16 protein-coding genes, 1 rRNA gene and 1 other annotated feature are annotated in these 19,621 nt (G+C 46.0%); all 17 genes read left to right on the top strand.

Translation table 11 applies throughout. The features are described 5' to 3' along the window. A 5S ribosomal RNA gene (gene rrf / locus EV210_RS22280) occupies positions 1–89 on the top strand; the annotation flags it as partial. 656 nt (positions 90–745) lie between these two features. Then, a complete protein-coding gene (kdd, locus tag EV210_RS22275; RefSeq protein WP_132083801.1) occupies positions 746–1,786 on the top strand; it encodes an L-erythro-3,5-diaminohexanoate dehydrogenase in 1,041 nt (346 codons plus the stop codon). Positions 1,787–1,788: 2 nt separating this feature from the next. Then, positions 1,789–2,799 carry a lysine 5,6-aminomutase reactivase subunit KamB gene (gene kamB, locus EV210_RS22270; RefSeq protein WP_132083799.1) on the top strand — a complete coding sequence of 337 codons (1,011 nt, stop codon included), beginning with the start codon at positions 1,789–1,791 and terminating at the stop codon, positions 2,797–2,799. 38 nt (positions 2,800–2,837) lie between these two features. Next, positions 2,838–4,313, top strand: coding sequence for a sigma-54 interaction domain-containing protein (locus EV210_RS22265; RefSeq protein ID WP_243650680.1), 1,476 nt, complete (start codon positions 2,838–2,840; stop codon positions 4,311–4,313). Next, a complete protein-coding gene (kamD, locus tag EV210_RS22260; RefSeq protein WP_132083795.1) occupies positions 4,300–5,862 on the top strand; it encodes a lysine 5,6-aminomutase subunit alpha in 1,563 nt (520 codons plus the stop codon). The genes EV210_RS22265 and kamD overlap by 14 nt, the downstream gene beginning before the upstream one ends. Beyond that, positions 5,855–6,607 (top strand): lysine 5,6-aminomutase subunit beta, encoded by a 753-nt coding sequence (gene kamE, locus EV210_RS22255; RefSeq protein WP_132083793.1) that lies wholly within the window; start codon positions 5,855–5,857, stop codon positions 6,605–6,607. The genes kamD and kamE overlap by 8 nt, the downstream gene beginning before the upstream one ends. A 33-nt stretch (positions 6,608–6,640) precedes the next feature. Then, positions 6,641–7,039: a 3-aminobutyryl-CoA ammonia lyase gene (kal, locus tag EV210_RS22250; protein ID WP_132083791.1), complete on the top strand. Its 399-nt coding sequence runs from the start codon at positions 6,641–6,643 to the stop codon at positions 7,037–7,039. Beyond that, positions 7,032–7,847, top strand: a complete 816-nt coding sequence (gene kce / locus EV210_RS22245) for a 3-keto-5-aminohexanoate cleavage enzyme (protein WP_132083789.1) — start codon at positions 7,032–7,034, stop codon at positions 7,845–7,847. The genes kal and kce overlap by 8 nt, the downstream gene beginning before the upstream one ends. A gap of 340 nt (positions 7,848–8,187) precedes the next feature. Beyond that, complete coding sequence (locus EV210_RS22240; RefSeq protein ID WP_132083787.1) at positions 8,188–9,690, top strand: amino acid permease; 1,503 nt, start codon at positions 8,188–8,190, stop codon at positions 9,688–9,690. A gap of 70 nt (positions 9,691–9,760) precedes the next feature. Continuing rightward, positions 9,761–11,044, top strand: a complete 1,284-nt coding sequence (gene kamA / locus EV210_RS22235) for a lysine 2,3-aminomutase (RefSeq protein WP_132083785.1) — start codon at positions 9,761–9,763, stop codon at positions 11,042–11,044. Between the two features lie 210 nt (positions 11,045–11,254). Then, positions 11,255–11,485 (top strand) — a binding site (T-box leader). Between the two features lie 62 nt (positions 11,486–11,547). After that, positions 11,548–12,072: an acetolactate synthase small subunit gene (gene ilvN, locus EV210_RS22230; RefSeq protein ID WP_132083783.1), complete on the top strand. Its 525-nt coding sequence runs from the start codon at positions 11,548–11,550 to the stop codon at positions 12,070–12,072. A 23-nt stretch (positions 12,073–12,095) separates the two neighbouring features. Continuing rightward, a complete protein-coding gene (locus EV210_RS22225) occupies positions 12,096–13,643 on the top strand; it encodes a 2-isopropylmalate synthase (protein WP_132083781.1) in 1,548 nt (515 codons plus the stop codon). 1 nt (position 13,644) lies between these two features. Beyond that, entirely contained in the window at positions 13,645–14,907 is a 1,263-nt protein-coding gene (gene leuC, locus EV210_RS22220) for a 3-isopropylmalate dehydratase large subunit (RefSeq protein ID WP_132083779.1), read from the top strand. Continuing rightward, positions 14,904–15,395 (top strand): 3-isopropylmalate dehydratase small subunit, encoded by a 492-nt coding sequence (leuD, locus tag EV210_RS22215; protein ID WP_132083777.1) that lies wholly within the window; start codon positions 14,904–14,906, stop codon positions 15,393–15,395. The genes leuC and leuD overlap by 4 nt, the downstream gene beginning before the upstream one ends. Then, positions 15,392–16,459, top strand: coding sequence for a 3-isopropylmalate dehydrogenase (gene leuB / locus EV210_RS22210; protein ID WP_132083775.1), 1,068 nt, complete (start codon positions 15,392–15,394; stop codon positions 16,457–16,459). Before leuD ends, leuB begins: the two co-directional genes overlap by 4 nt. Positions 16,460–16,479: 20 nt before the next feature. Next, positions 16,480–18,150 (top strand): biosynthetic-type acetolactate synthase large subunit, encoded by a 1,671-nt coding sequence (gene ilvB / locus EV210_RS22205; protein WP_132083773.1) that lies wholly within the window; start codon positions 16,480–16,482, stop codon positions 18,148–18,150. A 114-nt stretch (positions 18,151–18,264) separates the two neighbouring features. After that, complete coding sequence (locus tag EV210_RS22200; protein ID WP_165898997.1) at positions 18,265–19,383, top strand: HD-GYP domain-containing protein; 1,119 nt, start codon at positions 18,265–18,267, stop codon at positions 19,381–19,383. Positions 19,384–19,621: the final 238 nt, after the last annotated feature.

Genomic DNA, 19,621 nt, shown 5'->3' with positions numbered 1-19,621 from the left:
CCGTTCCCATCCCGAACACGGTAGTTAAGCCCATATACGCCGAAAGTACTTGGCTGGAAACGGCCTGGGAGGATAGGGAGTCGCTGATTAGCAAAGAGCACTTACGAATGTGAGTGCTTTTTTGTTTTGTCTGTCTGTGAAAAGGCCCGGCAGAGGGAGTGCCATGCAACGCTCCGACGCTGTCGCTTAACCTACGCGTATGCAACGGCGCTCCCCTACCTAGTCAGCGATAGAATGTATATAGCAGAATCTATTAGATACCGAATTGTTAGGTGGGTGCTTTTAGCTTTGAAGTGAGAGGCCTGGCAGAGGGAGCGCCGCATTACTTGGTTTTCTGCTCTGGAGAGAGTATCTACAGCTTGCCCTTGTAGCTTTACAACCATTTTAAAAAGCACTTACACAGAAATGTAAGTGTTTTTTTTGTTTCCTGCTGAAATTCTTGCATATATTTTAAAATATGCCGAAAAATCGGCAGTATGTGCATAAAATTGGGCACTAAGGGGTAGGGGATTTGGGATGAAATGCGGTTAAAAGTGCTGGGAATTCGGCAGCAAGCATATTCTTGTAGAAGTGCTGGATGCCGGTAGCGCTTGAACAGCAGCAAGTATAGGCGTTGGTATGGAATTTGCAATATAAAGAAGTGATGATCGTTAGTGGATAGAAAAATGATTCAAGGAGGGAACTTAGGGCTATAAAGCTGCATTTAACAGAAGCGAAACGGCAAAAAGAGATGGAGGGATTTATTATGGAGAAAAAAGGTTGCCAATTTGGAACGCACCGCACGCTGGAGCCGCAGGGGATTTTGCCACAGCCGGCTTGGAAAATTGACAATACAATGGAGATATATGATAACGAGCTCTTGATCGAGGTAGATACATTAAATATTGATGCAGCTAGTTTTACACAAATTAAAAAACAAGCCGAAGGAAACCCGGAGGCTATGGGCAAGATTATGCTGGATATTGTAGAGAAGCGAGGAAAGCACCATAATCCGGTTACTGGCTCCGGTGGTATGCTGATGGGGACTGTTACAAAGATTGGCTCAGCCTGGGCTGGCAAAACACCGGTGAAAGTCGGTGACAGGATTGCCACACTTGTATCCCTTTCACTTACTCCTTTAAAGATTAATAACATCAAGAAAATTCATTTAGAAAAAGAACAAGTAGAAGTAGATGCTCAGGCAATTTTGTTCAGCAGCGGAATATATGCTGTGCTGCCTGAAGATATGTCTCCCTCATTAGCACTGGCGATATTAGATGTTGCTGGAGCTCCGGCCCAGACTGCTCATTTAGTTCGTCCTGGACAAAATGTACTTGTTATTGGCGGTGGCGGTAAATCCGGGATGCTTTGCTTATATGAAGCTAAAAAAAGAGCCGGAGTTACCGGCAAGGTTATCGGCCTGGGATCAAGTAAAGGCAGCTGTGACAGAATGCGGCAAATGGGGCATGCTGATCTCGTTATTCAGGTTGATGCTACTGATCCATTGGCAGTTGTTAAAGCTGTTGCTGAAGTTACGAATGGTGAACTGGTCGATGTCGTTATTAACTGTGTAAATATCCCTGGAACGGAAATGGGATCGATTATGGCAGCGAAAGACAGAGGGACAGTTTATTTCTTTAGTATGGCAACAAGCTTTACCGGTGCGGCACTTGGCGCAGAAGGGATTGGCAAAGACGTGACTATGCTGGTAGGGAATGGCTATTGCCGGGATCATGCAGTAATTGCGTTGCAAACGGTCAGAGAGAATGCCATTCTGCTAGAAACTTTTAAGGAACTTTATTCCTAATAATGCGTACCTGGCAAGAAACTCTCCGGACCCAGTCGCAAGTGATAACAATCGTTGGCATGGCTAAAAATGTCGGCAAGACTGTAACTCTGAACTATGTGCAAGGTATTCTGCAGGACGCCGGTTATACACTGGGGTTGACTTCTATCGGGCGAGACGGAGAGACCCTTGATGCATTGACAAATTTGGAGAAGCCGCGGATTGTGGTGCAGCAGGGTACAATAGTGGCTACAGCCGAAAAAATGATAGCAGATAAGAAAGTCTGGGATTATTTACAGGCTACTGATTTTGTAACACCTCTGGGTAAAGTCATACTGTTGCGCGCGAAATCTATCAATAAAGTAGTACTGGCAGGCCCCAGTAAAAACAGTGAGGTAAAGGACCTGTTGGCTTACTTAACGGCATGGGGAGCCCAATCCATTCTTATTGACGGCGCGTTTGATCGTCAAAGCTCGGCAGACCCGATGGTTAGCAGCAAGGTGATACTGGCATGTGGGGCGACGGTGAGCCGTGATCTCAGCGAATTGATTTTGCTGACCAAAAGCCGGGTGGAGCAATTAACTTTACCGCCATGTGATGATTTTTATCGGATGATAGCGGAAAAAACACAAGCAAAAGTAGTAACGGTGAGATTCGGTAGGGTAACTGAAGTATCTTACCAAACGTCTCTGCTGCTGCAGTCAGAATGGCGGGAAGTGCTTGGCTCGGGGTGCGACGCAGTGATAATTAAAGGGGCAGTAAGCGATAGTTTTGCTCAGTCCCTATTGCTCATCCAGAACCCACCGCACGTTATTGTTCAGGATGGGTCGAAAGTCTTCATAACAGCTGCTATATGGCGCCAGTTACGAGCACGGATCATGCTCAGTGTATTGCAGCCGATAGAATTGCTGGGAATAACAATTAATCCGACTTATCCAGGTGGCATGGGGTATGATGCCGAAGTATTATTACAGGAAATGGGGAGGGCGTTAGCACCTCTGCCGGTTGTTGACATAATGCGAGAGGCAAAATAGTAAATTGCGCCGCCGCGATAAAGGGGGAACGGATTTTGGTGAATCAGTTAGCCGGGTACGATTGTTGTCTTGATCTGGTATTAAATCAGGTGGATCAAGGGGTACATATTGTGGATTGTGAAGGCATGACCATCTTTTATAACCAGACTGCTGCAGAAGTAGAGGGCTTACAGCCTGCAGATGTTATTGGCAAACATGTTCTTCAGGTCTATCCTTCACTAACACTGGAGACCAGCAGCCTGATGGAGGTTTTAGCCAGTGGCAAGCCGATAATGAATCAGCAGCAAACAATCGTGAGCAGAAATGGCAGGATTATTACAATTCATTACTCTACGATTCCTCTTTATCGTGACGGTAAACTAGTTGGCGCCTGTGATATGTCACGGGACATTACCCGAATAAAAGAACTTTCTGAGCAGGTTATGGATCTTCAGGTTGAACTGCTGGGAACCAAGGGCGCAAGCCGGGAGAAAGCAAAGCCTAGAGAAGTCAAGCTTGCCAAATATACCTTTAACGATATCATTGGCAGCCATGATTCAATTGTGAAACTAAAGGTAATGGGTCAACGGGTAGCGGGAACCTCTTCACCAATTTTGGTCATTGGCGAAACCGGAGCAGGGAAAGAGTTAGTTGTACAGTCGATTCATAATGCATCAACCCGCAAAAATGGCCCGTTTATAGCACAAAATTGTGCAGCTTTTCCCGCAACTTTACTGGAAAGTATTTTATTTGGAACTGTCAAAGGCAGTTTTACCGGTGCGGAGAATCGACCCGGACTGTTTGAGCTTGCCGACGGTGGGACGCTGTTTTTGGATGAAATCAATTCGATGCCCATGGAGCTGCAGAGTAAATTGCTGAGGGTGCTGCAAGACGGCAGCCTGCGCCGTGTTGGGGATACTCATGTTAGAGAGGTCAATACCCGGATTATAACCTGTACGAATGTCGATCCCGAGGAAGCGGTTCGCAACAAGGAACTAAGGATTGATTTGTATTACAGGCTTAACGTTGTTTCTCTACGGGTATCTCCTTTGCGTGAGCGAAGAAGTGATATACCTTGCCTGGCGGATCATTTTATCCGGATCTATAATGCTAAATTAGGCTGTCAGGTAGAAGGCATTACAGAAGAAGTCGGCGCCATTTTTGATCGCTATGCCTGGCCGGGAAATGTGCGGGAGCTGCAGCATGCTATTGAGCATTCTATGAATATTGTTTCCGGCTCTTTGATCTCAGCCGATCATTTGCCGGAGCATTTAAGGCAATTTGCCATAGAGACGGATAACCAGATATATAGTTCAGAGGACGGGAAAAGTCTGCCCGCAATTTTAAAGCATGTGGAAAGAACTACACTAATCCAAGCATTAGAGCAATTTGGGGGAAATATTTCCCGGGCGGCTTTGTACCTGGGAATTCCCCGTCAGACTATACAGTATAAGTTAAAGATTCACGGATTGCTTGACCGCACTAGAACAAGTTATTCCGTTATGGGGGGGAGCGGACAAATTGAAAAAACTTAATTTAGATGAAGCCAAGATTGCCCGCGGCCGCGAATTAGCCGGGCAGATTGTAGAACAAGTACAAACGTATATTAATGATCATTCTACCGTGACGGTAGAAAGAGCGATTCTAAGACTATTCGGTATCGATGGTGTTGATCAAGCTGAGGTGCCGCTGGCAAACGGGGTTGTTGCCAGACTGCAACAAGCGGGGGTATTAGGAAAAGGCGTAGTCTACTGGCTGGTTAACGCTATGCTGCAATTGCAGCAGTCCCCGCAGCAAATCGCTGAAGCAGTAGTTGAGGGAAGGCTTATTCTAGAGCAGCTGCCGCAAAAAAACGCAGAGGAAATCGCCACATTGGCTGGTGGTCTTGCCAAGGAGGCATTATTGCGAATTCGCTGCCGCCGCAGAGAAAGAACAGAACTCATCTCCCGCTACGGCAAAGGACCAGAGCCAATGCTCTATGTTATTGTAGCTACCGGTAATGTTTATGAGGATGCGGTCCAGGCACAGGCAGCAGCCCGGCAGGGGGCAGATATTATTGCCGTTATCCGCACCACCGGACAGAGTTTGCTTGATTATGTTCCCTATGGTGCTACTACTACCGGTTTTGGCGGTACTTATGCCACGCAGCAAAATTTTCGCATACTCCGGCAGGCCCTGGATGAAGTGAGTAAAGAGGTAAACCGTTATATTCATCTGACTAATTATTGCTCTGGTCTATGTATGCCTGAAATTGCCGTCATGGGAGCACTGGAGCGTCTGGATGTTATGCTGAATGATTCTATGTATGGGATCATTTTCCGGGATATTAATATGAAGCGTACCTTTGTTGATCAGTTTTTTTCCCGCTTAGTTAATGGCTATGCAGGTATTATCATTAATACAGGTGAGGATAATTACCTGACAACAGCTGATGCTATTGAAGCTGCGCATACGGTATTGGCATCGGAACTGATTAATGAACAATTTGCTTTCCGGTGTGGTATGCAGCCAGGTCAACTGGGATTAGGGCATGCCTTTGAAGTTGATCCGGGTGTAACAAATGGCTTTCTTTATGAGTTGTCTCAGGCTCAGCTTATCCGGGAAGTTTTCCCCGATAGCCCGATTAAATATATGCCGCCTACCAAATATATGACCGGAAATATTTTTAAGGGGCATGTTCAAGATGCATTATTTAATACCTGTTCAATTATGACAGGGCAGGGGCTGCATCTATTAGGAATGTTGACAGAAGCAATTCATACACCGCATATTCATGATCGTTTCCTTAGTATTGAATCAGCCAAATATGTTTTTAATACAATGCGGAATATTGCGGATGAAATTTGCTATCGTCCAGGGGGCTTTATTGAACTGCGGGCAAAAGAGGTTCTCGATAATACTTTGCACTTACTGGAACAGATTGCGGGTATTGGCTTAATGGAGGCGTTAGCGGAAGGTTATTTTGCGGAGATCAGCCGTTCTCCTGAGGGCGGTAAAGGACTGGAGGGAGTTTTTCAACGGGAGCCGGAATATTTGAATCCCTTCATCCCGCTGATGCTGGAAGGAGTGTGTGAAGATGACTGATTTAACGAATGTCAAACCTTATGGCGATACATTAGATGACGGAATGGTTCAGTTATCATTCACGCTGCCTGTACCGTTAACCAATGCAACCAAAGAAGCGGCCAGACAGCTCGTTGTAAAGATGGGCTTATCAGAGCCGTCAGTCGTTCATGCCGGCGCAATTAGCGATACCTTCAGCTTCTTTATTGTGTATGCCAAATGCCGGCAGGGAATTGATATTACGCAAATTGTAGCACCCGAAGTAACTTTAAAGGTACTAAGCAAAAAGGAAGTTGACGATTTTATTAAGCAGAATATGAAGCGCAAGCTGAACGTATTAGGTGCCTGTATTGAAAGTGATGCCCATACGGTTGGTATTGATGCCATCATGAATATGAAAGGCTTCAATGGGCACAAAGGCTTGGAAAGTTATCACGAGATCAATGCCGTCAATATGGGAGCCCAGGTATCCTGCGAAGAGGTTATTCGTAAAGCATTTGATATTCAAGCAGATGCCATTTTAATATCTCAGGTTGTAACGCAAAAAAATATTCATATTACAAACCTTACGAAGCTTGCTGACATGCTAGAGGCGGAAGGGTTAAGAGATAAACTTGTTTTAGTGGTAGGAGGACCGCGAATTACGCATGAATTAGCCAAGGAATTAGGCTATGATGCCGGGTTTGGTCCGAATACTTACGCCGAGCATGTAGCTTCTTTTCTTGTCCAGACAGGGAAATGTAAAGCAGCGGCAGCAAACTTGTAGAATAAGACTAAGTTGGCAAAGGAGTGATAGAGCATGACGGAAGCTTTAATCCGGCTGCGGATGAATGAGCATGATGCCCACTACGCTGGAGGGTTAGTTAACGGATCACGTATGCTGGATCTGTTTGGTGATGTGGCTACCGAACTGTTAATTCGCAGTGATGGTGATGAGGGATTATTTGTAGCCTATGATAATGTTGAATTTAAGGCCCCGGTTTATGCAGGGGATTTTATTGAAGCGCGCGGCTCAATAGTAAAGACAGGCAATACTTCACGGCGTATGGAGTTTGTAGCAACGAAAGTAATCGCGCTAGATAAAAATGGCAAGTATGACTCTACTGCTACTGTACTGCCGGTACCAGTTGTCGTGTGTGTCGCCAGCGGAACCTGCATGGTACCCAAGGATAAGCAGCGAGGTGAGCAGCTTGGATAAGCTGATTATCACAGCTGCACCAGTCGGGGCTGAAGCATCCCGGCAAGATAATCCCAATTTACCGCTGACACCCAGAGAGATTGCTGAAGAAGCGGTGCGCTGTGCCGAAAAAGGCGCAGCAATTATTCACCTGCATGTCAGAGATGCTGAGGGAAAAGCAACCCAATCCAAAGCCGTATTCCAAGAAACAATGCAGTTGATACGGAAGCAGTGTAATGTAATTATTCAGACCTCAACAGGCGGGGCAGCCTGGATGTCGGCGGCTGAACGGCTGCAGCCTGTAGAATTAAGGCCGGAAATGGCAACTTTGACGACAGGAACAGTAAATTTCGGTGATGAGATATTTTCCAATCCTCTGCCGATGATTGCCGAATTTGCCAAAGCAATGGTTAAGTATGGAGTCAAGCCGGAAATCGAAGTATTCGAGGTCGGCATGATTCATAATGCGTTAGCATTAGTTAAAAAGGGAATTTTACAATTGCCGCTGCATTTTGATTTTGTGATGGGAGTGCCAGGTGGCATTGCAGGAGAACCTAAGCATTTAATTCATTTGGTAGAGTCTTTGCCGCCCGGCTGTACGTGGACAGTGGCGGGAATCGGACGCTGTGAGCTGCCGCTGGCAGTCATTGCTGCTGCTATGGGCGGACATGTGCGTGTCGGTTTTGAAGATAATGTTTATTATACTAAGGGAGTTCTTGCTGACAGCAATGCACAATTAGTAGAGCGAATTGCCAGAATTGCTCATGAGCTGGGGCGCCCAATTGCTACGCCGGATGAGGCGAGGAAAATATTGGGTTTGGGACTGTAGAAACATACAACAGTTGGCAGGGGTGCCCAAAAGTTGGCTGTATGCCAGATTTTGGGCATTCGTTCAAGCAAGTACATTCAAGCACCCGATTAGTTGCTAAGCTGAGTATGCTTAATTTTGGGCGGTTAGGAAAAGCGTAAAATTATAGATTGAATTTATATGGGGATTTGTGCTGCTTATAGGGGCGGAATCACCTTGGCACGATATGTGCAGTTGCTTATCTGCAAAGATAAGGGAGAGGTGACCGTAATGCAATAGATGAACAATTAGCTGAATTTACAAAAAACTCCTAAGTCGGAAGTCCTTTTTCCCGGCGAAAGTAAAAAAAGGAGTGAATCCTATGAGCAGCAATGTAAAAACTGAAAAAAACCAAATCAGCAGCAGCCCCCATGTAATAGACACAGAAACGGGTGAGTTAAAGCGAAGCCTGCAGGCTCGCCACATGAATATGATTGCGATCGGCGGTGCTATTGGTACGGGCTTGTTTGTCGCCAGCGGTGCCTCTGTCAGTACGGCAGGGCCAGGCGGAGCTTTAGTCGCTTATGGTGTAATTGGCATTATGGTTTATTTTTTGATGACCAGTTTAGGTGAAATGGCTACCTATTTGCCTGTCTCCGGAGCATTTGGCACCTATGCCAACCGGTTTGTTGATCCTGCACTGGGCTTTGCCGTAGGCTGGAATTACTGGCTGAACTGGGCGTCCTGTCTGGCAGTGGAGTTAGTCGCCGGAGCGATTATTATGAAATTCTGGTTTCCAGATACGCCAGCCATTGTGTGGAGTGGATCGTTTTTACTCATGTTGTTTGTATTGAACTTATTATCTACCCGGGCATATGGCGAGAGTGAATTCTGGTTTGCCGGGATTAAAGTAATCACGGTTATTGTTTTTTTATTTGTCGGGATTGCAGTCCTTCTCGGTTTGGGCAACACTCCATCACCAGGCTTTGCCAACTGGCATACTGGTGAAGCTCCCTTTGTCGGTGGATTTGGTGCGATATTAAGTATCTTTATGATTGCTGGATTCTCCTTCCAGGGGACGGAACTGGTAGGGATTGCTGCCGGTGAGAGTGAAAACCCGGAAAAAAATGTGCCTAAGGCTATTAATACGGTATTCTGGCGCATTCTGCTGTTTTATATTGGCGCCTTATTAATTATTGGTTTTTTGCTGCCCTATACGGATGAAAATTTATTGAAAAACGATGTGGAGAACATCGCTGTCAGTCCGTTTACCCTGGTGTTTTCCCGTGCAGGGTTAGGTGCGGCAGCATCTATTATGAACGCCGTTATTCTTTCGTCAGTGCTTTCAGCCGGGAGCTCATCTCTTTATGCCTCCTCGCGGATGCTGTATGCTTTGGCCAAGGAAGGGAAAGCGCCACAGTTTTTTGGTAAAGTGAACAAGCGGGGAGTACCGGCTAACGCTCTTTATGCAACAACTGTTTTCGGGTTATTCGCTTTTCTTACCTCACTTGTTGGCGATGGTACTGCTTATACCTGGCTGTTAAACATAACCGGTGTAATTGGTTTTATTGCCTGGCTGGGAATTGCTATCAGTCATTACCGGTTCCGGCGGGCCTTTGTTAAACAAGGACGGGACTTAAGCGAGCTGAAGTACAAGGCGAAATGGTTCCCCTTCGGGCCATTGTTTGCCTTTGCACTTTGTTTTATCGTCATAATCGGGCAAAATTACAATGCCTTTTTAGGCGGGACTATTGATTGGTATGGCGCAGCCGTATCGTATATTGGTATTCCCGTGTTTATAGCAGCTTATTTGGGATATAAATATGTGAAAAAGACCAAGCTGATCCCTTTGGATAAAGTGGATTTGAGCCGCCATACCGATTGATAATGACTATGGCAGACTGCTGCCAGTGAGTGTCAGTGTAGGAACTAAATGGTAAGGAGGGGGTTTAACCATGAGAAACTATCGCGATATTCCCCTATGGGCGCATGTAAAAGAAGAAGACTGGCAGGACTGGCGGTGGCAGGTTGCCAACCGTATTACATCTCCGGAGCAGTTGAAACAGGTAATCCCGCTGACAGCAGAAGAGGAAGAGGGCATTAAAAACTGCCTGCAAAGCCTGAGAATGGCGATTACTCCTTATTATGCCACGCTAATTGACCCAGAAAACGTGTGCTGCCCGGTACGAAAACAAGCCGTACCGACAGCAGCAGAATTGGATTACAGTCATTTTGATATGGCAGACCCTCTGCATGAAGACCAGGATTCGCCGGTATTTGGGCTGACACACCGTTATCCTGACCGGGTTCTGCTATTAGTTACTGATCAATGTTCCATGTATTGCCGGCATTGCACCCGGCGGCGCATAGCCGGAGCCTGCGATCAGGCTCGTACGAAGCAGCAAATTGATGCGTGTATCCGCTATATTAGGGATACGCCGGTCGTACGTGACGTCGTATTATCCGGTGGTGATGCTTTTTTGCTCAGTGACGATTTAATTGAATATATCCTAAAAGAATTACGGCAAATTGAGCATGTGGAAATCATTCGTTTTGGCACGCGTACTCCGGTGGTGCTGCCGCAAAGGGTGACTAAGGAACTTTGTGACATGCTCAAGCGGTATCATCCGATTTATGTAAATGTCCATTTTAATCATCCAAAGGAAATAACACCGGCGTCCCGAGAAGCCTGCGCACGGCTTGCCGATGCAGGAATACCGCTGGGCAATCAGGCAGTACTGCTGAAAGGAGTCAATGACTGTCCGGAATTGATTAAAAAATTAATGCAGGAGCTATTGGCTATCCGGGTAAGGCCGTATTATATTTATCAATGCGATATGTCAAAAGGAATCCAGCACTTTCGGACACCGATCAGCTCAGGAATTCAGGCGATTGAATACATGCGGGGACATACCTCAGGCCTAGCCGTACCGACCTATGTGGTCGATGCTCCAGGCGGCGGTGGGAAAATTCCGGTTATGCCGCAATATCTTGTTTCGCAAAATTCTGGTAAGTACATTTTAAGGAATTATGAAGGTGTCTTTACAACGTATACAGAGCCACGGCATGTTGTTGATCCGGAAATGCCGTGTGAAGTCTGCGGTGGTTATCACCGGGATATTAAAATTGGGCTGACGGCTTTGCTAAGCGGTGAAACTTGTTCACTGGAACGGCCAGTGCAGTTAAGAAATGAATCAGGACAGGACGTGAATAAAAAAGACTTGACAATGGCCCTTTGATACAATAAGGGAAAGCACAATGTGTATGAAAAAATCAGCGGAAGGTTCCATACAGGAATTTTCCAGCTGGTTTTTTTTATTTTCAGTACACTTGATGCTTTGCTGTAAAATAACTTGACAAAGAGTAACATGACTGGGATAATGTATACAAAGTAGCGTTTAAATATAAACCGTGTATACTGAGTAAGAACAAAAGTATTAAATTAATATAAAAATGTAATGATTGGGATTAATAGCACAAATCTTGTTTCAGAGAGCCGGTGTTTGCTGCGATCCGGTACAGATCTGCTAGACTCACCCAAGAACATCTTAATCGAGATATTCACTTACGAGGAGACTCGCAAGATATGGTAGATTAAGGCGCAAAAACTGCGATACGGTTAGCCGGTAACGGCGCAAGAGTTCCAAGTAGGGTGGTACCGCGTTATAAACGCCCCTATTGGCAGAGCAATCTGTCAGTAGGGGCGTTTTTTATTTAGCACAAATGAAGCAGGAGGGGTATTGTGAAGCAAGTCTTATCTATTCTAGTACAAAATCAGCCTGGGGTGCTGGTAAGAGTGGTCAGCATGTTTTCCCGAAGAGGATTTAATATTGATAGTCTGACTGTGGGCACTACCCAGGTCCCTGAGTATTCGCGCATTACAGTAGTTGTTTATGGCAATGAGGCTATTATTACGCAAGTGGTCAAGCAATTAAGTAAATTAGTTGAAGTTTTGGCAGTACGGATTCTGCTTCCCGAAGGATCGGTTACCAGAGGAATGGCTTTAATCAAGATTAATGCCGGTGAGCGTCGTACCGATGTTTTGAAGCTGGCGGAAGTATTCCGGGCAAGTGTAATTGACTTAAAGGAACAAACGTTAACGTTAGAGATTACCGGTGATGAAGACAAAATAGATGCTTTTACCGAGGTATTGCAGCCGTATGGAATACTGGAGATGATTCGAACCGGGTTAGTCGGTTTAGCGCGAGGGACAACAACGATCTATGAAGATAAAGCTAGTGAAGAATGCGAGAAATGGGTTTTATAAGAAAGATATAGGGGGAGATCGTAATGGCTGCCAGTAGGATAAAAATATTTGATACCACTTTGCGCGATGGTGAGCAAACACCAGGTATTTGCCTGGACGCAAAGGAAAAAGTTGAAATTGCGCAGGCGCTGGCCAGAATGGGAGTTGATGTTATTGAGGGCGGCTTTCCAATTGCATCACCTGGTGATTTCGCAGCAGTGAGCCAAATTGCTGCTGCTGTAAAAGGGGTATCGGTAGCGGCTCTGGCAAGAGCGTATGCAAAAGATATTGATGCCGCTAAGGAAGCCTTACAGTATGCCGAAAATCCAAGAATCCATGTTTTTCTTGCAACGAGTGACCTTCATCTTGAATACAAACTGAAAATGACCAGAGAACAGGCCTTGGCACAAGCTGAGCAGGCTGTACGCTATGCTAAGCAGTTTACCTCCGACATTGAGTTTTCTGCTGAAGATGCATCGCGATCCGATCGGGAGTTTCTATGCCAGGTATATACAGCGGCAATTGCTGCAGGAGCAACCGTGATCAATGTGCCTGATACAGTCGGCTATTCCACGCCGGGAGAATTTGGTGATTTGATTCGATATATTACCCAGCATGTATCTAATATTCAGCAAGCGGTCATTAGTGTTCATTGCCATAACGACCTAGGTATGGCTGTTGCTAATTCTCTGGCAGCTATCGAAAATGGCGCGCGGCAAATCGAGTGTACCATTAATGGATTAGGAGAGCGGGCCGGCAATACTGCTTTAGAAGAACTCGTAATGGCCTTAGCTACCCGGAAAGAATACTACCAGGCAGCGACTACGATTGATACCCGTCAAATCTATCGTACTTCGCGGCTGGTTAGCGCTCTTACCGGTATAGCCATTTCGCCGACGAAGGCCATAGTCGGCGATAATGCATTTGCCCATGAGTCAGGGATTCATCAGCATGGGGTATTAAATAATCCGTTAACTTATGAAATTATTAATCCTGAAATGGTGGGGGTAAGCCGTAACTCCATTGTTCTTGGAAAACACTCAGGGCGTCATGCGTTTGAAGAACGCATTCGCCAATTAGGGTATGAACTGCCTGAAGAAAAAATCAATAGTTTGTTTATCGAATTTAAAGAGCTGGCTGACAGGAAAAAAATGGTGTATGACCGCGATGTTGAGGCTCTAATTGCTGATCGTCAGAAAGCGATTGATACGTGGTATCGGCTTATTTATCACCATGTTGTCAGCGGCAATCACACGATGGCTACCGCTACCGTACGTCTCGAGACGGAACATGGTCCTGTTGAACAAGCCAGCTGTGGTGATGGGCCGGTTGACGCTATTTTTAAGGCAATTGAGAAGGCTGTTGGCTTTTCTATATGTTTAAAGGATTATCAGCTAAGGGCGGTTACTTCAGGTGAAGATGCTCTGGGAGAAGCGACGGTATGGCTGGAGCGGGACGAACGCAGTTTTATTGGCCGCGGCTTGAGTACTGACGTAATAGAAGCGAGTGCGCGGGCGTACATGAGCGCTATTAATAAAATGATTGCTGCTTGTGGCTACCCGGAAGATAAAAAAATACCAGGGGGATTTTAAAATGGCAATGACCATGACGGAGAAAATTATGGCCTGTCACGCCGGGCTTGACACGGTTGTTCCAGGGCAGCTGATACAGTGCCCGGTAGATATTGTACTTGCCAATGACATCACGTTTCCACCGGCAGTAAAAGAGTTTTCCCGCATTGGGCGGCCGGTATTTAATGCCGATAAAATTGTTCTGGTACCGGACCACTTCACTCCCAATAAGGATATAAAATCAGCGGAAATGGCTAAGGTAATGCGCGAGTTTGCTAAAGCTAACGCGATTAAGCACTATTTTGAAATCGGGAAAATGGGAATTGAACACGTATTATTACCTGAGCAGGGATTGGTTGCTCCTGGGGAAGTCATTATTGGAGCAGACTCGCATACCTGTACTTACGGTGCGCTTGGCGCTTTCGCTACAGGAGTCGGTTCAACTGACGCCGGAGCAGCCATGGCTACGGGGCAGACCTGGTTTAAAGTCCCTGCGAGCATAAAAGTTGAGCTGACCGGTTCGATGCCTGAATGGGTCAGTGGTAAGGATGTTATTCTAACATTGATAGGCAAAATTGGTGTCGACGGAGCCCGTTATCAGGCTTTGGAATTTTGTGGTGAGGGACTACAGTCTCTTTCTATGGCAGACCGCTTTACGATTGCCAATATGGCAATCGAAGCAGGTGCGAAGAATGGTATTTTTCCTGTCGATGCTGTCACGGAAGCGTATATCAACGGCCGGGTAAACAAGCCGTATCAAAAGGTTGTTGCTGATAAGGATGCATATTATGACAGAACAATCCAGATTGATTTGGATACGCTTGTTCCTGTAGTGGCTTTGCCGCACTTGCCGGAAAACATCAGTCCTGTCAGTGACGTAAAAGAGATTGCCATTCACCAGGTTGTTATTGGTTCCTGTACCAACGGGCGCTTGGAAGATTTGGCTCAGGCGGCGGCTATTTTCAGGAAAAAAACAGTTCATCCCGATGTTCGCACCATTATTATTCCAGGTAGTCAGCAGGTGTACCTTGATGCTCTGAACGCAGGCTATATCGAAACGTTCATCCAAGCTGGCGCGGTAGTCAGTACGCCCACATGCGGCCCCTGCCTGGGGGGGTATATGGGAATTTTAGCCGCGGGAGAGCGTGCTGTATCAACGACAAACCGTAATTTTCGGGGACGAATGGGCCATGTAGACAGCGAAGTTTACTTGGCCAGCCCGGCAGTCGCTGCAGCCAGTGCTATAATGGGCCGTATTGCCGGCCCACAGGAGGTGTCGCAATGATTTTAGAAGGTAAAATCTGGCGTTATGGAGATAATATCGACACAGATGTTATTATACCGGCCCGATATCTAAACACATCTGATCCGCAAGAATTGGCTCAGCATTGTATGGAGGATATTGATCCCAGTTTTGCAGGTTTAGTGAAATCTGGAGAAATAATGGTGGCAGGGCGCAACTTTGGCTGTGGATCATCACGCGAACATGCACCTGTTGCCATAAAAGCATCCGGCATTAGTTGCGTAATTGCTGATAGTTTCGCGCGGATTTTTTACCGTAATGCCATTAATATTGGGTTGCCGCTGCTGGAGATTGGTGAAGCAGTTACTCACATTGCCACCGGCGATTATTTAATTATTGATACTAATGCGGGTACGATCAAGAATTGTCGTACTGGTGAGATATACCAAGCCCCACCTTTACCGGCTTTTGTGCAAGAGATTGCGCAGGCAGGCGGCTTAATTAACTTACTAAAGGGGGCCAGATCATGACACGGAGAATCGTACTCATTCCAGGTGATGGTATCGGACCTGAAATCATAGAAGCTGCTCAGCAAGTTTGTATTAAGGCAACTGTCAAAGGCGGGTTTCCCATTGATTTCGAAACTTGTTATGCCGGTGGTGCGGCTATTGACCGTGAAGGGCAGCCGTTGCCGGAGGCAACACTAACTGCCTGCAGTCACGCTGATGCTGTGCTGCTGGGGGCGGTAGGCGGGCCGGCCTGGGATGCAGTTGACCCTCAGCTGCGCCCGGAAAAAGCAATTTTAGGCTTGCGAAAAGCGCTGGGGCTTTATGCCAATTTGCGCCCGATCCGGGTTTATCCTTCACTGGCCGGGCATTCCCCCTTGAAACCGGAAGTGGTAGCAGGTGTTGATATGCTGATTGTCAGAGAGCTAAATGGCGGTATTTATTACGGTCAGCGTTCTGAAGCCAGCATTATCAATGGGGTTGAACAAGCATGGGATACTGAAGCCTATAATGCTACCGAAATCGGCCGCATTGTGAGCATGGCCTGCAAAGTAGCCAGCCAGAGACGGAGGAAGGTTACATCGGTTGATAAAGCGAATGTACTGGCGACTTCGCGTTTGTGGCGCAAAACGGCAGAGGAAACGGTCAAAGATTTTACGGATATTTCCCTGACTCATCTGTATGTTGATAATTGTGCGATGCAATTGGTCCTGGCCCCCCATCAATTTGACGTAGTAGTGACGAGCAATCTATTCGGGGATATTCTGAGCGACGAGGCGGCCGTTCTCACCGGATCGATAGGTATGCTGCCTTCTGCCAGCATTGGTGACGGGCCAGGTCTATACGAGCCTATTCATGGATCTGCACCTGATATAGCCGGAAAGGGGATTGCTAATCCATTAGGCACTATCCTGTCTGCAGCGATGCTGTTCCGTTATTCCTTAGGCGCTGCTGCAATCGCTGATGCAATAGAAACCGCAGTTGGCAGCGTGCTGGACGAAGGTTACCGAACGGCGGATCTATATAAGCCTGGATTAACACAAGTTTCTACTGAAGCAATGGGACGACTAGTGATGGAACATCTCTAATCCGAAATGAGGTGAGGCAAATGAAAATAACGGGAGCACAAGTCATTATTAAGTGCCTATTAGAACAAAACGTCGATACTGTTTTCGGTTATCCCGGTGGAGCAATCTTGCCTCTATATGATGCGTTATACGATGGGCCTATTCGTCATATTCTTCCTGTTCACGAACAGGGTGCAGCTCACATGGCTGATGGTTATGCCCGCGCTACCGGCAAAGTGGGAGTATGTATCGCCACCTCCGGCCCGGGAGCCACTAATTTGGTTACTGGTTTAGCGACCGCTTTTATGGATTCCGTACCGGTTGTTGCGATTACCGGGCAGGTTTCTACCAGCTTAATTGGCAGGGATGCTTTTCAGGAAGTCGATATTACCGGCATAACAATGCCAATTACCAAACATAATTTTTTAGTGAAAGATATCAAGAAACTACCGGAGGTAATTCGCCAGGCTTTTCGTATTGCGAAGTTTGGGCGGCCCGGCCCGGTATTGATTGATATACCCCGGGATGTCCAGACTGCCGAGCTGGAGTATTCCTGCCAAGTGGTTCCAAATCCGACGGAGTGGAATCCGATGCCGACAATTCACAGGCTGATAGGAGAAGCGGCTCAAGTGATCAGCAATGCGAAGAGGCCGGTTATCCATATTGGCGGTGGTGTAATTGCTGCCGAAGTTCATAATGAGGTACAATCTTTAGCGGAAAACTGCTCTATTCCGATTGTAAGCAGTCTCATGGGACTAGGCGGGGTGGCACACACCCACACCTGTTTTTTAGGATTAACAGGCATGCATGGGCATAGAATTGCTAATGCCGCCGTTCATAATGCGGATTTAATTATTGTTGTCGGCAGCCGTTTTAGTGACCGGGTTACCGGAGACCGGGCGCGCTATGCTGCAGACAAGAAATTCATTCATATTGATGTTGACCCGGCGGAGATTGATAAAAATGTAGCTGTTCAAATTGGTTTAACCGGTGATTTAAAGAAAATCCTTACAATGGTGAATGCTGCGGTCAGGCAAGGCGATACTTCAGCCTGGTGGAACATCATCCGGCAATGGCAAGTGGATTTTGCTAATGAGGAAAAGAAACACCAACCATTATTATCTGAATGGGCGATGAAGCATATCTCACAAAAAACAGCCGGATTGCCTGTTGTATTTGTTACCGACGTAGGCCAACATCAAATGTGGGCTGCACAAAATCTAGCCATTGAAAATCCACGCAGCTGGATTACGTCAGGCGGGCTGGGAACCATGGGATTCGGACTACCGGCAGCGATTGGAGCGCAGCTGGCATGCCCGGAGAAAAGGGTCATTCATTTGTGTGGTGACGGCGGATTTAAAATGACCGGAGCTGAATTATTTACGGTTGCTACCCACAGTCTGCCAATAATAACGATTATTATCGATAACAGTTGTTTAGGTATGGTGCGGCAATTACAAAAAGTATATTATCCTGATCGATATTCTCAATCCATGATACCGGAAATGGATTTTGTTACTTTTGCCAAGGCATTTAATATTGAAGGGACAGTAGTCAATACGAAGAGAGCGTTTATAAAAGCGTTTGACAAAGCCAGTACAGAAACGAAACCTTATGTAATTGTTATTAAGATTGACCGGGAAGATATGGTTAATCCTATGATTGCTCCAGGTGCTACGCTTGATGAGTACGTATCCTTAAATGACAAGTAATCCTCCTGAATGGAGGATTTTTTTTCTGTGTGCGCTCAATATGGTGCTAATTGTTTTTTTGAAGGTCTAGTGTTACTATAAACATAGTTAAAACACAGTGAAATGAGGAGCACAATGCAGCGAATTTCGGTTTTACGGCTATTGCCGGGAATGATAGTTGCGAAAAATGTTTTTTCTGCTGACGGAAGAGTGCTAATCGCAGCCGGAATTCCAATTAAACAGCCTTATATTCGGCGCCTGCAGGAGCAGGGTATTGCTTCGATATATATAGATAGTCCTTTGTTACCCGCCATAGAGGTACCAGAAGTAATAAAAGAAGAAACCAGGGTTAAGGCCACGGCCATGGTGAAAAACGCTTTTCAAAACTTCCGGACAACCAAAAGGCTTGATTTTAAAAAGTTTTCGGAAGTAGCTGCATCGATAGTGGCAGAACTGATTTGCAACCGCGACACGCTGGTTCATTTAACAGATATCCGTTCTTATGATGACTACACGTTTGCCCATTCGGTGAATGTCTGCATTCTATCGGTATTGATGGGCACCTCCAGATGTTATAATGAGCATAAGCTCAAAGAATTGGCATTGGGAGCCTTATTGCATGATGTTGGTAAAATTCTTGTTCCGATAGAGGTTTTGAATAAACCAGGCAGGCTGACAGCCCAAGAATTTAATATAGTTAAAGAACATGCCCAATTAGGGTTCGAACTGCTGCGTAAACAACAGGATCAGGTCCCGCTCCTAGCCTGTCATGTTGCCTTCCAGCATCAGGAGAAGCTTGACGGGAGCGGTTATCCCCGGCAGCTTAAAGGACAGGAGATTCATGAATATGCAAGGATCGTAGCCGTAGCAGATGTTTATGATGCACTTACATCAGACCGGCCTTATCGCAAGGGCATGCTGCCTCATGAAGCATACGAAATTATGATGGCTTCCGGTAAGACACATTTTGATGAAGAGTTGTTGCAAAAGTTCTTTGAGAAAATTGCAATATATCCGCTGGGCACAATTGTTCGCCTCAATTCTGGTGAGGTGGGGATGATTACAGAAGTCATTCCGGAATTGCAAACAAGGCCAAAAATTCAAGTCATTACAGACAGTAATGGGCAATTGGTGCATAGCCTTGAAGAGATCAATCTTGCTGTTCATTTGACGACCTTTATTGATAAGGTGTTTAACGAGGAAGAAACATATCATTGGCTGAATAGTAATAAATTCGGTGAATCAGTCGTATAATCAAGCTCATACCTGGCAATAATTAGTATGGTTATCTCGCTAGCAGCCTTGTACTGAATAAAATTTAAAAAATGAATTGACATTACAAACAAGGCCGTGGTAATATAGTCAAGTCGCCGAAATACGCGATGAAAAAGATTTTGAAAAAACATGTTGACAGAACAAAACAGTTATGTTAACATAAATAAGCTGTCACCGCGACAAGCGATGACAACGAAAACAAAGTGTTCCTTGAAAA

The sequence above is a fragment of the Anaerospora hongkongensis genome, assembly GCF_004339805.1.
Lineage (GTDB): Bacteria > Bacillota > Negativicutes > Sporomusales > DSM-15969 > Anaerospora > Anaerospora hongkongensis.
The sequence above is the reverse complement of the archived record's forward strand: the minus strand, read 5'-3'. Positions and strand labels throughout refer to the sequence as shown.

Excerpts from the sequence above, each read along its gene's own strand:
- kamB (WP_132083799.1), top strand. The coding sequence starts at position 1,789 with ATGCGTACCTGGCAAGAAACTCTCCGGACCCAGTCGCAAGTGATAACA.
- leuD (WP_132083777.1), top strand. The coding sequence starts at position 14,904 with ATGATTTTAGAAGGTAAAATCTGGCGTTATGGAGATAATATCGACACA.
- EV210_RS22240 (WP_132083787.1), top strand. The coding sequence starts at position 8,188 with ATGAGCAGCAATGTAAAAACTGAAAAAAACCAAATCAGCAGCAGCCCC.
- kal (WP_132083791.1), top strand. The coding sequence starts at position 6,641 with ATGACGGAAGCTTTAATCCGGCTGCGGATGAATGAGCATGATGCCCAC.
- leuC (WP_132083779.1), top strand. The coding sequence starts at position 13,645 with ATGGCAATGACCATGACGGAGAAAATTATGGCCTGTCACGCCGGGCTT.
- kamE (WP_132083793.1), top strand. The coding sequence starts at position 5,855 with ATGACTGATTTAACGAATGTCAAACCTTATGGCGATACATTAGATGAC.
- ilvB (WP_132083773.1), top strand. The coding sequence starts at position 16,480 with ATGAAAATAACGGGAGCACAAGTCATTATTAAGTGCCTATTAGAACAA.
- EV210_RS22225 (WP_132083781.1), top strand. The coding sequence starts at position 12,096 with ATGGCTGCCAGTAGGATAAAAATATTTGATACCACTTTGCGCGATGGT.
- kamA (WP_132083785.1), top strand. The coding sequence starts at position 9,761 with ATGAGAAACTATCGCGATATTCCCCTATGGGCGCATGTAAAAGAAGAA.
- leuB (WP_132083775.1), top strand. The coding sequence starts at position 15,392 with ATGACACGGAGAATCGTACTCATTCCAGGTGATGGTATCGGACCTGAA.
- EV210_RS22200 (WP_165898997.1), top strand. The coding sequence starts at position 18,265 with ATGCAGCGAATTTCGGTTTTACGGCTATTGCCGGGAATGATAGTTGCG.
- kdd (WP_132083801.1), top strand. The coding sequence starts at position 746 with ATGGAGAAAAAAGGTTGCCAATTTGGAACGCACCGCACGCTGGAGCCG.